Origin of the sequence: Rhodococcus sp. T7, from assembly GCF_009872365.1 — a bacterium.
Classification (GTDB): domain Bacteria; phylum Actinomycetota; class Actinomycetes; order Mycobacteriales; family Mycobacteriaceae; genus Rhodococcus_F.
The window spans coordinates 18,168-32,255 of the sequence record NZ_WXYH01000393.1 but is presented as its reverse complement, the minus strand read 5'-3'; the positions used below and the strand labels follow the sequence as shown (position 1 = coordinate 32,255).

Genomic DNA, 14,088 nt, shown 5'->3' with positions numbered 1-14,088 from the left:
GGACCGCGGGTTGAACGGGGAGACGATCGCGCCGACCTTGAACGCGCCGTACAGCGCGAGGAGGAAGCGGTCGGAGTTCGGCGACAGCACCGCCACGCGGTCGCCCTTCTGCACGCCGAGGGACAGCAGCGCGTTGGCGTACTGGTTGATTTCCCGGTCGAGCTGCCCGTAGCTGCGCTCGACGCCCTCGAAGATCAGCGCGGGCCGGTCCGGGTGGCGGCGTGCGTTCAATGTCAGTTGTCCACCAAGGGTTGCCATGATTCTCCTATGATCGGCGGGTGGTCTGCTAAGCAAATGTGGGGGGACGTTTGGTGAGGACGGCGTCGGCGCCCTCGGCGAAATCCGGTGTGCCGATGAGTTCGATCTGTCCGGCTCGTTCACGCTCGAGGGCGTGGTCGAGGTGGCCCAGGGTGGACGCGGCGAGCGCCCGTCTGGTCAGTTCGAGGGCGCGCCGCGGCCCGGCTCCCAGCGTGCCGGCGACGGCCTCGACATGGGCCGCGAGCTGGTCATCCGGCAGGATCCGGGCCACCAAGCCGGTCTGGGCGGCGTCGGTGGCGGAAAGCCGCTGCCCGAGCAGCGCTAATTCTGTAGCCCGCGCCCGGCCGATCGCCGCGGCGACGAGCGCGGTCGCGCCGCCGTCGGGCATCAGCCCGATGCTGGTGAACGACAACAGGAAATACGCGCTTTCGGCGGCGTAGGTGAGGTCTGCGGCGCAGGCGAGCGCCACTCCGTACCCGACCGCGGGGCCGTTGACGGCGGCGATGACGGGGACCGGCGCGGAGACGATGCCGCGGATCACCCGGTTCGCGGCGTCCATCACCACCTCGGGTTCCTCGCCCGTCACCGCGGTCAGATCCGCTCCCGTGCAGAAGGCTCTTCCCGCGCCGGTGAGCACGATCGCGCGGGCACCGGTCGCTTCCGCCCCGCTGATCGCGGTGTCGAGTGCGACCAGGTCGTCGACGCCGAGGGCGTTCATGCGGCCGGGCCGGTCGATCGTGATGTGAAGCAGGCGGCCGGTGCGGACGGTCCGGATAGCGGTCGGGGTCATCGGATCAGCCGAGCCGCTCGATGATGGTGACGTTGGCTTGTCCGCCGCCCTCGCACATGGTCTGCAACCCGTAGCGTCCGCCGGAGCGTTCGAGTTCGTGCAGCATGGTGGTCATCAGCCGGGTGCCGGTGGCGCCGATCGGGTGGCCGAGAGCGATGGCGCCGCCGTTGGGGTTCACCCGCTCCGGGTCGGCGCCGGTCTCCTGCAACCACGCCATCACGACCGGGGCGAACGCCTCGTTGACCTCGAACACGTCGAAGTCGTCGATGCGCATGCCGGTCCGCTCGAGTGCCCGTTCGGTGGCGGGGATCGGTGCGGCGAGCATCATGACCGGATCGGCGCCGAGCACGGTCAGGTGATGGATCCGGGCCCGCGGAGCCAGGTCGTGGCGGCGTACCGCCTCGGCGGAGGCGATGAGCATGCCCGAGGCGCCGTCGGAGATCTGGCTGGCGACCGCGGCGCTCAAGCGCCCCCCCCGGCGTGAGGCTCGGCAGGGCGGCCATCTTCTCCGGTGTGGTGTCGGCGCGCGGTCCTTCGTCGGTCGTCATCTGCTGGTAGGGGAGGATCTCGGCGGCGAAGCGTCCGCCGGCGATCGCCTGCAGCGCCCGGCGGTGGCTTTCCAGGGCGTACTGCTCCATCGCCTCCCGGTCGATTCCCCACTTTTCGGCGATCATCTCGGCGCCGCGGAACTGCGAGATCGTCTCGTCCCCGTAGCGGGCCCGCCACCTCGTCGAGCCCGAGTAGGGGTCGCGCACGCCGAACGCCTCGCCCGCGGTGACCGACGACATCAGTGGGATCTGGCTCATGTTCTGCACCCCGCCCGCGACGATGAGGTCGGCGGTGCCGCTCATCACGGCCTGCGCGGCGAAATGTACAGCCTGTTGCGAGGATCCGCACTGGCGGTCGATGGTCACGCCGGGCACTGTCTCGGGCAGGCCCGCAGCGAGGGCCGCGGTGCGGGCGATATCGCCCGCCTGCGGACCGATGTTGTCCAGGCAGCCGAGGATCACGTCGTCGACCGACGCGGGGTCGACACCGTTGCGTTCGACGAGTGCGCCGATCACATGGGCCGCGAGGTCGACCGGGTGTGCGGCGGCCAGTGCGCCGCGGCGGCGGCCTACCGGGGTGCGTGCCGCGTCGATGATGTATGCCTCTGGCATTGATGTCTCCGAATCGTCGTCTCAGGTGGTCGATGGTTGACGTGTGCGCGAGTGCAGGTAGGCGTCGAGCAGGACGGTCAGCACGACGCGGCCTTCGCTGTCGACCACGGTGCTCTCGGTGGTGACGAGGGCGCGTGCCCGGTCGTCGAACTGGATGTCGTCGATGACGACGGTGCCGGTCAGCACGTCTCCTGGACGCACGGGACGGCGGAACCGCAGATCTCGGATGCCGCGCCCGGCAATGGCCGCCCAGCTGTGCCCCACTGCGTCGAATGTCAGCCGTTGCAGGATCGCCAACGTGTGGATTCCACTGGCGATCAGGCCACCGAACTGGCCGTCCTGCGCCGCCGCCCGGTCGATGTGAAACCACTGGGGATCCCAGTGGGTGGCGAAGTCGACGAGTTCGGCCTCGGTCACCGTGTGTGAGCCCAAGTCGAAACGCTGGCCGATGCCCAGGTCCTCGGCGTATACAAGGCGTGTGTGCTCATGGTGCGATCCCACCTGCACGCCGACGGGTTTCACCGCGGCGCCATGCGGATCGCGCCGTCGAGGCGGATGGTTTCGCCGTTGAGCATCGGGTTGGTCACGATCGCCTCGACCAGCTGCGCGTACTCGGCGGGGTCGCCGAGCCGGTTCGGGTGCGGCACCTGCTGTCCCAGCGAAATCTGAGCCGCCTCGGGCAGCGTGCCCAGCAGCGGGGTCTTGAACAGGCCGGGCGCGATGGTGTTCACCCGGATCAGCAGCGACGCCAGGTCGCGGGCGATCGGCAGGGTGGCGCCGACGATCCCGCCCTTCGATGCCGAGTACGCGGCCTGTCCGATCTGCCCGTCGAAGGCCGCGACCGAGGCGGTGTTGACGATCACGCCGCGCTCGCCGTCGACGGGCTCGTTCTGCGACATCGCGTGCGCGGCGAGGCGGATGACGTTGAAGGTTCCGGTCAGGTTGACCTTGACGATCTTCTCGAATTCGGCCAGCGGGAACGGTCCGTTCTTACCGACGGTCTTGACGGCGTTGCCGATGCCGGCGCAGTTCACGGTGATTCGCAGTGAGGACTCCGCGTTGGCGCGCTCGACCGCCTCGGTGACCGCGGCCTCGTCGGTGACATCCGCCGGAGCGAATTCCACGGTGTCGCCGAGAGCAGCCAGCGCATCCGTGTTCGCGGTGGGCAGGTCGACGGCGATTACCCGGGCGCCCGACTTGGCGAGGGCGGTGACGGTGGCCAGTCCGAGGCCCGAGGCTCCGCCGGTGACGAGTGCGTTGGTTCCGGTGATATGCATGAATACTCCTGACGAAATAGGTTGAGAACATCGGGTTTTTGACAAAGTGAGGTGTGACTGACGCAGTGGTGTCACTGCGCGAAGGTCAACCTCATAAGGCGCGGCCGATGAGTTCCTTCATGATCTCGTTGGTGCCGCCGTAGATCTTCTGCACGCGGGAAGCGGCGTACATCTGCGCGATCGGGTACTCCATCATGTAGCCGTAGCCACCGAAGACCTGCAGGCAGCGGTCGACGATCTCGCACTGCTTGTCGCTGCCCCACAGCTTGGCCATCGACGCGGTCGCCGCGTCGAGGGTGCCGTCGAGGTGACGCTGGATGCAGTGGTCCATCAGGGTCTTGCCGGCCAGCACGTCGGTCTTGCACTCGGCGAGTACGAACTTCGTGTTCTGGAAGTTCAGGATCGGCTTGCCGAAGGCGTGACGTTCCTTGGCGTACCTGATGCTCTCCGCCACCGCGGCCTCGGCCACCGCGACACCGCCGACACCGAGGATCAGCCGCTCACGCTGCAGCTGACCCATCAGCTGGTAGAAGCCCTGCCCCTCGACGCCGCCGAGCAGATTCGCTGCCGGCACCCGCATGTCGGTGAACGACAACTCGCGGGTGTCCTGGCCGTGCTGGCCGATCTTGTCCAGCACCCGCCCACGCTCGAACCCCGGAAGATTCTCCGTCTCCGCGACGAGCAGCGAGATACCCTTGGAACCTTGGCTCGGGTCCGTTTTGGCGACGATGACGAGCAGGTCGCAGTGCGACGCGTTCGAGATGAACGTCTTCGAGCCGTTGATCACGTAGTGGCCGCCGTCGCGAACCGCGGTGGTCCGTACGGCCTGCAGGTCCGAGCCGGTGCCGGGTTCGGTCATCGCAATGGCGAGGACGCTCTCACCGCTCGCACATTTCGATAGCCAGCGCTTCTTCTGGTCCTCGGTGGCATAGGCGGCGATGTAGTGCGCGACGATCGTCGAGTGCACGGCGAAGCCGAACGCGGTGTCGTGGGCGTAGGCGATCTCCTGCTGCACGATCGCCTCGTGGCCGAAGTTGCCGCCCCCGCCGCCGTATTCTTCGGCGATGTCGAGGCACAGCAGTCCCGCGGCGCCGGCCTTGGTCCAGAACTCGCGGTCGACCTGGTGCTGCGCGGCCCAACGGTCCTGGTTCGGGGTGGCTTCCTTGCGGAAGAACTCGGCGGCGTGCTTACGCAGCAGCGCCTGATCGTCGGTCTCCCACGGGGAGCGGTAATCGGGGAACAGCTCGCTCATGATCGGTCCTACTTTCCGGTGAATTCGGGGGCGCGCTTGGCGAGGAACGCGGCCTGGCCCTCGCGGCTGTCGGCGGAATGGATGGCAACGTGAAAGTTGCGCTTCTCGTGCTCGAGTCCTTGCGCCAGAGAGGTTTCCAGGGCCTGGAGGGCGGCATCCTTGGCCAGCGCCACCGCGAGCGGTGAGTTGGCGGCGATCCGCTGCGCCATGGCGACCGCCGCTTCGAGGGCGGTGCCGTCCGGGACGGTCTCGGCGACGATGCCGGCCGCGCACGCCCGCTGTGCGGACAGGAAGTCGCCGGTGAGCAGTAGGGCCATCGCCTTGGACTTGCCGACGGCCTGAATCAGGCGCTGGGTTCCGCCGCCGCCCGGGATCACGCCGAGCTTCACCTCCGGGACACCGAACTTGGCGGATTCGCCGGCGATGACGATGTCGCAGGCAAGCGCCAACTCGCAGCCGCCGCCGAGTGCGAGGCCCTCGACCGCAGCGAGGACCGGCTTCGGGAATCGGCCCAGGTCGGCCCAGATGGTGCCGCCCAGCGCGGCTCGATCGCCGAGCAGCGACTGGTCGCGAATGGCGTCGAAATTGGTGATGTCGGCTCCGGCGCAGAAGATCCCGCCGGCGCCGGTGAGCACGATGGCACGGATCTCGTCGTCGTGCCGAGCCGCGACGAGCTCGGTGTTCAAGGCGGTGAGCACCGCCTCGTTCAGACTGTTGCGAGCCTTGGGCCGGTTGATCTCCAGGATCAGGAGGTGGCTGTCGCGGGCCGTGCGTAGCGGGGCGTTGTCGGGGTTCATCGGACGTCCTCGTAGACGTTGGTGTGCGCGGCGCGCATGGCCTTCTTGTCGAGCTTGCCGACGCTGGTGCGGGGCAGCTGGTCCAGATACAGGACGGTCTCGGGCAATTGCCATTTGGCGAATGCATCGGCGAGCAATTCGTGGATCTCCGACAGTGGAAGTTCCTGCCCGTCGGTCGTCACGACGAGTGCTACTGGACGCTCCTGCCACTTCGGGTGCGGGACGCCGATGACGGCCGCCTCGGCGATCTTCGGATGGGCAACGAGTGCGTTCTCCATGTCGATGGAGGAAATCCATTCGCCACCCGACTTGACCACGTCCTTGATCCGGTCGGTGATCTTCAAGTAACCATTCGGGTCGATGGTCCCGACATCGCCGCTACGCCAATACCCGTCGAGGAACTTGTCGGCGTCGTCGTCGAGCTTGTGATAGCGCTCGATGATCCACGGTCCGCGCAGCAGCACTTCACCCTGACTCGTGCCGTCGTGCGGGAGATCGTTGCCTTCCGCGTCGACGATCCGGATGTCGATGCCGTTGACCGGCAAACCCTGCTTACGCTTGAGATCCCACTTCTCCTCGTCCGAGATCACACCGCGCAGCGAGGGCTTCAGTCCCCGGTTCACCGCGACCAGAGGGGTGGTCTCGGTGGCGCCGTAGGCGTGGATGACGTCGGCTCCAGTGATGTCGTGGAAGTCGCGCATCAGCGACAGCGGCGGCTCGGTGGCACCGGACAGCAGCCGCGCGCGGGAGAAGTCCGGTGCGACCGCAAGCGTCTTGATGTAGTTCATCATGGGCTGGAAGATCGCCGGCGCACCGTTTGCGACGGTGACTTGCTCCGCGATCATCGCGTCCACGAGGACGGATGTGTCCTCGGCGATGTAGCGACCGGGCAGCACGATTTTTGCGGCACTGTAGGCGGCCGCCTGGGGTAGGCCCCAGCCCTGGCCGTGGAACATCGGCGTGATGAGCATGACGGCATCGTCGCTGCTCATCCCGAGTCCGGCGACCTCGGCGAGGGTGTGCAGGTAGATGCCGCGATGCGAGTAGTAGATGCCCTTGGGCCTGCCGGTGGTGCCGGTGGTGTAACACGCGCTGTAGGAGGAGGTTTCGTCGATGACCGGCCAGTCGATCTCCGGGCCGGCGTCCGCGAGCAGGTCCTCCCAGTGCACCGCGTGCGGGAGCGTGGTGGTGATGTCGGCCAGCGGCTTATCGGTCATCACCACCCACGTCTTCACGTTCGGCGTATGCGGTGCCAGCGCCTCGGCAACCGGAAGCAGCGACTCGTCGATGAGGACCACCGATGCATCACTGTGTCCGGTGACGTAAGCGAGATCCTCTGGCGCCAAACGCAGGTTCATCTGCAACATCACGGCAGCGAGGCCGGGAATCGCCCAGTACAGCTCGTAGTGCCGCTTGCTGTTCCAGTCGAGGATCCCGACCACATCGCCCGGCCCGACGCCGATCGAGCGAAGTGCATTGGCACTTCGTTGGATTCGCGCGTAGGCATCGGCGTAGGTGTACCGGTCCCAGCCGCCGTCCGCGGTGCGGTACACGATCTCCTGCTCGGGATAGGTGCGCGCGGCGTGCCGGATGATGGTGGTGGTGTTGAGTTGATAGTGGTCGCCGTGGGTGGAGGGCAGGCCCCTCACGATCTCGTGGCTCATGACGTCCTCAGATGCGTTCGATGATGGTGGCGTTCGCGGTGCCGGTGGCCTCGCAGACGGTCTGCAAGCCGAACCTCTTGCCGGAGCGTTCGAGTTCGCAGAGCAGGTCGGTGAGCATCCGGGCTCCGGTCGAGCCCAGCGGGTGGCCGAGGGCGACGGAGCCGCCGTTGACGTTCAGCTTGTCGTCCGGGACGCCGAATTCCCGTTGGAAGATCAGCGGCACACCGGCGAAGGCCTCGTTGACCTCGAACAGGTCGATCTCCTCGACGGCCAACCCGCTTCGGCCGAGCGCCTTGTGGGCGGCGTCGAGGATCGCGGTGAACTGGATGATCGGGTCGGCGGCGGCGACCGACAGCGCGCGGAACCGGGCGCGTGGGATGAGGCCGTTGCGCTCGGCGTACTCGCGGTCGGCGATCAGCAGCGCGGCCGCGCCGTCGCTGATCTGCGAGGAGTTGGCCGCCGTGGTCCGCCCGTCGGCGCCGAACACGGCTTTCAGGCTCGCCATCTTGGCGGGGTCGATGTGCTCGCGGATGCCCTCGTCCGAGTCGATGACCGGACCGGTCGGGTCGTCGGGGTCGGCGGTGATCGGCACCATCTGGTCGCGGAACTTCCCGGCCCGCGTCGCGGCGTGCGCCCGCTCGTGGCTGCGAGCGCTGAACGCGTCCAACGCCGCTCGGCTCAGGTCGAACCTCTCGTTCATCAGCTCCGACGACGGGCCCTGCGCCATCAGCCCACCGTCGTAGCGGTCGAGTTCGCGCGGGCTGTACTGCGGGCCGAGCGGCGCGCCGGGCAGGAACGCCGGAGGCATCGGCACCCGTGACATCGACTCGACGCCGCAGGCGATCACCAGGTCGTGGGAACCCGCCATCACCGCCTGGGCGGCGAAGCTGACCGCCTGCTGCCCTGAACCGCACTGGCGGTCGATCGTCACCGCGGGGACCGACTCGGGCAGCCCGGCGGCGAGCACCGCGTGGCGGCCGAGATTGCCCGACTGGACATCGTGCTGGATGACGCAGCCGGTGATGACGTCCTCGATCGCGGCGGGGTCGACGCCGGCGCGGGCCACAAGCTCCCGCAGCGTCTGCCCGAGCAGGTCCACCGGATGCCATGCGCTGAGGATCCCTCCGCGACGGCCGACCGGGGTCCGGACCGCGCCGACGATAACGGCCTCGCGAACACTCATGACAAAGCTCCTTGTGCTGAATTACGGGGTGCCGAATCGCGGATTCCGATCAGGGGAATGTCGAGGCGCTTCGCGACCTCCTCCCATTCGCGCGTCGGCTTGGAAAGAAACGTCTGCTCGAGCTCCTCCTGGGTGCCCTCGACACCGAGACCGGCGCGGGCGCGCTCCCAGAAGTGCGGCTCGAGCGCGGCCAGCGCGACGTGGCCGTCGGAGCTGGAGTAGATCCGGTAACCGGGATGCGCCCCGCCGAGCGGCGCGCCCGCTCCCATCAGACCGTGCCGAACTGCGGCGCCGGCGTCGGCGGCCGCCTGTTCGAGGACGACCCGCTCGCGGTGTCCCACGCCGGACTCCGCGGCCACGCGCAGGGCGAGCAGGGCCGCGGACACGGCGCGCTCGGCGCCGAGCAGGTCGGCCACCGGGACGGTCGGCATCGTCGGCGGCTGGAGAGTGCCGTGCAGGGCCTGGTACGTCAGGTCATGGCCGGGCTGCTCCGCCGCGATCCCGTCGTGCCCGACGATCTCGATATGCGACAGGTGCGGATTCGCCGCGGTCAACTCGTCCAGGCCGAGCTTGACCAGCGCCGAGGGGCGCATGGCGGTGAGCATCAGGTCGGCACGCGACAGCTCGCGCGCCGCCACCGCCCGATCAGCGGGGTCCTTGAGGTCGAGGGTCACGACCCGCTGGCCCACAGTGAGCTCGTCGTACCACGTCGGCGCCACGGCCCGCAGCGGGTCGCCGGCCGGCGGTTCGATCTTGGTGACGGTGGCGCCCAGCGCCCGTAGCCGCGCGGCGGCGAGCGGGCCCGGCAGATTGATCGCGAGCGACACCACCTGCACGCCCTGCAGCGAACTCGACTGCGACATCATCAACCCCTTTTTGACTATACTGATGTATAGCCATTAATGCGCATGTACTGTCTAATGTCAAGGGTGTATGCTTTTTTCTCTGATAGGAGGCAATTTCTGTGACCGACCCCCGCGCCAGTGACGAGGACCTCACCGCGAAGGCCCGCATTCGCAACGCCGCGCTCGACCTCTACGCCGAGCGCGGCGAGGATCGCGTCTCGATGCGCGCCGTCGCCGCCGCCGCCGGGGTCGCCGTGGGATTGGTGCAGCACCACTTCAAGACCAAGGACGGGCTACGCGTCGCCGTCGAGCAACTGGTCGTCGACTATTACGCTCTGGCGATCGCCTCTGTGCCGGACGAGGGCGCCCCAGCGCAGGTCGCCGCCGCTCGAGACGAGGCGGTGCGGCACATGCTCGCGACGCATCCGACGGTGGTGAACTACATCCGGCGCGCTGTGCTCGATCCGCAGGGAAAGAGCGAGTTACTCGAGCGGCTGACCGACCTGAGTCGCAGAGAGATCTCCAAACTCCGCTATTCGGGCAAGACCTCGACACGGCGATCCGAGTCCTCACAGGTCATCGGGCTGATGGTTCGTCAGCTGGGGCAGCTGCTCATGCAGCCGATGATCGATGACATGTGTGACTTCCTCGACCGGACGGGCGTGCCGCACAGCGACAAACTGACGCTCTCCGTGACCGTAATCTAGCGGTAGTTTGTTGGGTCAGGTCGGAGGTAGAGGTGCAGGCCGTGGCCTGTTTCGCGGCTCAGGAGAGACTTCCGCCGACATGCGTCGTCAGGTCCTGAGCGGTCATCCGCCACCCTTCGACTCGCGCTACTCGTCGTCGTCGGCGTCCGGGTCGCGCAGCGGTCGGTGAACTCCGCTGGGGTCGGGCAGGTGGAAGCTGTAGTGCCCGTCGATGCCGATGTGGGCGCGCACGAACGCCGACAATCGCTCGACATCGGTGTCGAGCACCGGGTATCCGCCGGCTCGCAGCGCGGCGAGGGCGCGGTTCTCGTAGACGGTGTTCCACACGACGACGCAATTGAGCACCAATCCCAGCGCCGAGAGCTGGTCTTCCATGCCCTCGTAGTAGGCGCGGGTCATCTCGCCCTTGCGGCCGTGATAGATCGTGCGCGCCAGGTCGTGACGACCCTCGACGAGATTGGACTGGGCCTTGCCCTCGCGCCGGTAAGGTTCGTCGTCGGCCAGGCGCAGGATGTGCAGGGTCTTGAAGATCCGCCCGAAATGGGCGATGGCCTGGCCCAACGCGGTCGGCTGCCCGTCGCGGGAGATCATCCTGGTGACCTCGTGCGCCGACACCTCACCGGAGTGGATCGACACCGCGATCCGGCACATGTCCTCCCAGTGCGCGGCGATCTTGGCGGTGTCGATCACCCCGCGCGCCGCCTTGTCCAGCGGCCCGTAGTCGGCTCGGGCGTCGATGCGCCACAACCGCTGATCGGGCAGGTTCGCCAGCTGCGGCCGGTACTGGCGGCCGATCAGATGCAGCAGTCCGAACACGATGTCGGAATACGACCCGGTGTCGGTGATGATGACCTCCGGAATCCGCCCGCCGTGCTGGGACACGATCACGTCGATGGTGTGCAGCGAATCGCGAGGTGTTCCGCGCAGCACCTTGCCTGCCAGCCCGGCGGACTGGTCGTTGAGCATGTTCAACCAGGTGATGCCCAGTTTCCGGCCGAAGTACTTCGGGTTCGGGCGGGCGTTATGGGTGCGCACGGGCACCACGAACCGCATCCCGTCCACCGAGGCGACCAGCCCGCCGCCCCACGCTTGGGCCAGGGGGATGTCGGCCTGGGCGTCGACCAGCACGGCGTTGGCCGCCTCGATGGTCTCGGCCCGCACGTAGCACTGGTCGACGTGCAGCAGCCGATCCCTGGTCAGGGCGTCGACACCAGGCGTTGTCACCGGTTTGAACCCGACGTTCATCGCATAGGAACAGAGCACGGCCGCCACCGACAAGCCGAGGTCGGCGACGCGGGCCTCGTTGCCCGAGGTGTGGGTGAACGCCTCGGTGAAACCGGGATGCCAGCTCATCACCTCCGTGACCAGTTCCGGCAGGTCCACACGCGGGATCATCGCCTCCACCCGGCGGCGCAGGTCGACCAGCGACGCGGGCTCGGCCTTGGCGTCCAGCGCGGCGACGTGCAGTTTGCCGTCGGCGTCGATGCTGGCTGGGGTGTCCTCGCCCAGCCGTGCGGCCAACTCCCGATAAGCGGTCTCCAACGCCGTCGCGTGATCGGTCAGCAGCTGCGTCGGCGCGGCGGGCAGGCCCAGCGCGTTCATGCCGGCGTCACGCGCAGCCTCCCAGGCTTCGCCTGCCAGCAGGTGCGCCCGCGGGTCGCGCCACCGCGACGAACGCACCGCGAAGATGCTGCGGTGCTTGAGGTGTCGGTGGAACTGTTCCAACACGCAGATCGTGTAGGAGTTCCGGTCGACGGTGCCCTCCGGTCGGCCCGGCGTGTAGATCAAGCGCTTCCACGCGCCGACGATCAAGTCGTGGTCGACCTTGCGGGCGTCCAGCAGGTTTGCCGGGATCTTGCCCGACGACCTGGATGTCAGCAGCTCGGCGAGGGTCTTCATTGCCGCCAGGACGGCGGCGCCGTCACTGGTCGCGCCGAACTCGATCGTGTCCATCAGCATCGACAGGAACGGGCGGACCGTGGCGAACTTGCCGGCCAACTCGATCAACCGCTGCCCATCCAGCTCCGCGTCGTCGGCGGGCACCAGCTCGTCGACCGCCTGGACCGCGTGCCGCAACTCGGCCCGGGTGACGGTCTTCTCGATCATGTCCAACACCACGCCCAGCCCGACGTCCTGGTTGACCTCGACCATCTCCAGCAGCACCTTCACCGCTGCCGCGAGCTTGCCTGCGTTGCGTGACACCCTCGGATAGCGACGCAGCTTCTCCTCGCGAGACTCCCGCTCGGCCTTGGACAGAAGCTTCGTCGTCATCAACATGTCGAAGGTCTCCAACACGTCGTCGACCGCCCGCGCGCTCAACACAACGACCGTCGCGGCCAGCACCGCCAAGCGCTGCTCACGCGTGGGCAGCCGCCGCAGCGCGGCGGCCTTGCTCGCCAACCCGTAGGTCGCCAACCCCGTCAACCGACGCGGCGGGATCGCCCTCACGTCGATGCTGTCCACCCCGACCGCTTGCAGGTCGACAACCCTGCGCAGCGCCGCGAGCATCCCCTTCGACGACGCCTTGAACACGCCCTTGCGCAGCCGCTCCAGCTCGCTGACCTTCTGCCCGCCCTCCGCAGGAACCTCCAGCAGCCGCAACAAGGCAGACGCGGACTCCGAGGTCAGCTGCTCGCCGAGCTGGCGCCACAACCGGGCGTCCGCCGCGTTGCGGCCGTCGCCGATCAGCCGCTCCAACGTGGTGATCCCCGGCAGCAGCGCCTGACGCTTCCGCAGCCATGTCACTGCGTCGCCGAAGATCGCCTTCGGTCCGTCGCCGGTCATCCACGCCTGGTCGACGATCCACGACGTGAGCTCCGACTCCATCTCGCCGAACGGCTTGAGTCCGTACACCTGCTGGATTTCCCAGGCGTGTTCGAGCTTGGTCTTCTCCCGATCGGTGTACCGCTTCACCATCGACGGATCGGAGATCTCCAACTGCTCGGCCAGATACTCGATCAACGCGGGCGGGACATCCAGCGGATCAGCCAGGAACATTCCCAGGTGACGCACCGTCACCACCTGCACCGCGAACCCCAGACGGTTGTAGTCGCGCCGCCGCGCAGCGATCAGCCGCCGGTCCTCGTCATCCAAGTAGCAGTAACGCTCCAGCTCCTGCCGAGACAACGCACCGAACCGGCCATAGCCGCCCTCATCAGTCACGACGACATGAAATCACCTACAGCGCAAGGTCGCTCGGCGATTGCCCCTTAGCGCCGGATTTCGTCAATCTGCTCCCCGACCCCCAACACCCCGAGCACGACGCTGACCACCGCATAGGCAAACGCGGTCACCACCGCCGAAGCCCGTGCGAGATCTGTGATCTCGAGGGCGAATGCGCTGTACGTCGTCAACGCACCGCAGATGCCGGTACCGCCGAACAGTCGCACCCGCTGACGCCACCCGTCGTCGGGGCCCAGTCGCGCAAGGACTTCCAGCAGCGCGCCGAGGATGAACGCGCCCGCGATGTTGACGCCGAAGGTCGCCCACGGCCATTGCCCGTCGACCGCCGGGAAGGTCTGCTCGGCCAAGTACCGCAGGCCGGTGCCGCACAGCCCGCCGGCGAACACCCAGACGAGCGCCCGGGCGCGAAGATGCGGCGGACGCTCATCGGGGTCGACGGGCAGCTCGCCGTGCTGGTCTGCGTGCACCCGCCAAGTCTCCGCTACGTCACGACGGCATACAAGACGAACAGGTACACCGGTACCAGCACGTCGAAGACGAAGATCGGACCGGCGTTGCCCGCCTTGAAGTTCCGTCTGGTCACCATCTCCCGGACGTGCCCGACGGCGGCCCCCAGGTAGAACACCGCGAAGGCGATGATCGTGGCCAGTGTGAAGTCGTCGTCGAACCCCGACGCGATCACACCCAGGACGCCGGTCGCCAGGCTGGCCAGCCCGACCTCCCACTGCCACGGCGTCCTCGGCTGCCACCCGATCGATTCGGCGATCGGCTCGCCGAAGAACATGTGACCGCAACCGGTCATCCAGCCCTGCACGCCGATCATCCACAGCACCGAGTTCTCGAGCAGATCCCGGCCGAGATCGCCGCCTGGGGACAGCGCGTCGATCACCGTCGTGATGATCGTGCCGACCAACCCGACGAAGGGTACGACGGCTATCGCGATGCGGAGGGCGCGGTCGCTCATGTTGTGCG

General features: G+C 67.7%; 13 protein-coding genes and 1 pseudogene. 1 reads left to right on the top strand and 13 read right to left on the bottom strand.

Annotation, left to right across the window (positions count from 1 at the left end):
• The 10 genes and pseudogenes from MLGJGCBP_RS53490 to MLGJGCBP_RS53535 all read right to left on the bottom strand — a co-directional run.
• Positions 1-258: AMP-binding protein (locus MLGJGCBP_RS53490; protein ID WP_160093628.1), on the bottom strand; the 258-nt coding region annotated here is incomplete at its 3' end.
• A 28-nt stretch (positions 259-286) separates the two neighbouring features.
• On the bottom strand, positions 287-1,048 hold the full coding sequence (locus MLGJGCBP_RS53495) for an enoyl-CoA hydratase (RefSeq protein ID WP_011331210.1): 762 nt from the start codon (positions 1,046-1,048) through the stop codon (positions 287-289).
• 4 nt (positions 1,049-1,052) lie between these two features.
• Positions 1,053-2,208, bottom strand: a pseudogene (locus tag MLGJGCBP_RS53500) (acetyl-CoA C-acetyltransferase).
• 21 nt (positions 2,209-2,229) lie between these two features.
• On the bottom strand, positions 2,230-2,730 hold the full coding sequence (locus MLGJGCBP_RS53505; protein ID WP_011331212.1) for a MaoC family dehydratase: 501 nt from the start codon (positions 2,728-2,730) through the stop codon (positions 2,230-2,232).
• Positions 2,727-3,485, bottom strand: coding sequence for a 3-hydroxyacyl-CoA dehydrogenase (locus MLGJGCBP_RS53510; RefSeq protein WP_011331213.1), 759 nt, complete (start codon positions 3,483-3,485; stop codon positions 2,727-2,729). The genes MLGJGCBP_RS53505 and MLGJGCBP_RS53510 overlap by 4 nt, the downstream gene beginning before the upstream one ends.
• A 91-nt stretch (positions 3,486-3,576) precedes the next feature.
• Positions 3,577-4,737, bottom strand: a complete 1,161-nt coding sequence (locus MLGJGCBP_RS53515; protein WP_011331214.1) for an acyl-CoA dehydrogenase family protein — start codon at positions 4,735-4,737, stop codon at positions 3,577-3,579.
• 8 nt (positions 4,738-4,745) lie between these two features.
• Entirely contained in the window at positions 4,746-5,534 is a 789-nt protein-coding gene (locus tag MLGJGCBP_RS53520; RefSeq protein ID WP_011331215.1) for an enoyl-CoA hydratase/isomerase family protein, read from the bottom strand.
• Entirely contained in the window at positions 5,531-7,198 is a 1,668-nt protein-coding gene (locus MLGJGCBP_RS53525; protein ID WP_011331216.1) for a long-chain-fatty-acid--CoA ligase, read from the bottom strand. The genes MLGJGCBP_RS53520 and MLGJGCBP_RS53525 overlap by 4 nt, the downstream gene beginning before the upstream one ends.
• A 7-nt stretch (positions 7,199-7,205) precedes the next feature.
• On the bottom strand, positions 7,206-8,381 hold the full coding sequence (locus MLGJGCBP_RS53530; protein WP_011331217.1) for a thiolase family protein: 1,176 nt from the start codon (positions 8,379-8,381) through the stop codon (positions 7,206-7,208).
• Complete coding sequence (locus MLGJGCBP_RS53535) at positions 8,378-9,244, bottom strand: CoA transferase (protein WP_011331218.1); 867 nt, start codon at positions 9,242-9,244, stop codon at positions 8,378-8,380. Before MLGJGCBP_RS53535 ends, MLGJGCBP_RS53530 begins: the two co-directional genes overlap by 4 nt.
• A gap of 101 nt (positions 9,245-9,345) precedes the next feature.
• Here MLGJGCBP_RS53535 and MLGJGCBP_RS53540 point away from each other — a divergent pair, with 101 nt between their 5' ends.
• Complete coding sequence (locus MLGJGCBP_RS53540) at positions 9,346-9,933, top strand: TetR/AcrR family transcriptional regulator (RefSeq protein WP_011331219.1); 588 nt, start codon at positions 9,346-9,348, stop codon at positions 9,931-9,933.
• 126 nt (positions 9,934-10,059) lie between these two features.
• Here the strand turns inward: MLGJGCBP_RS53540 and MLGJGCBP_RS53545 are convergent, their stop codons facing one another.
• The 3 genes from MLGJGCBP_RS53545 to MLGJGCBP_RS53555 are packed head-to-tail and all read right to left on the bottom strand — an operon-like array spanning position 10,060 to position 14,080.
• Entirely contained in the window at positions 10,060-13,095 is a 3,036-nt protein-coding gene (locus tag MLGJGCBP_RS53545) for a Tn3 family transposase (protein WP_011331220.1), read from the bottom strand.
• A gap of 47 nt (positions 13,096-13,142) precedes the next feature.
• Positions 13,143-13,583, bottom strand: coding sequence for a fluoride efflux transporter FluC (locus tag MLGJGCBP_RS53550; RefSeq protein ID WP_160093629.1), 441 nt, complete (start codon positions 13,581-13,583; stop codon positions 13,143-13,145).
• Positions 13,584-13,597: 14 nt separating this feature from the next.
• Entirely contained in the window at positions 13,598-14,080 is a 483-nt protein-coding gene (locus tag MLGJGCBP_RS53555) for a DUF6790 family protein (protein ID WP_100055164.1), read from the bottom strand.
• Between the last annotated feature and the right edge of the window lie 8 nt (positions 14,081-14,088).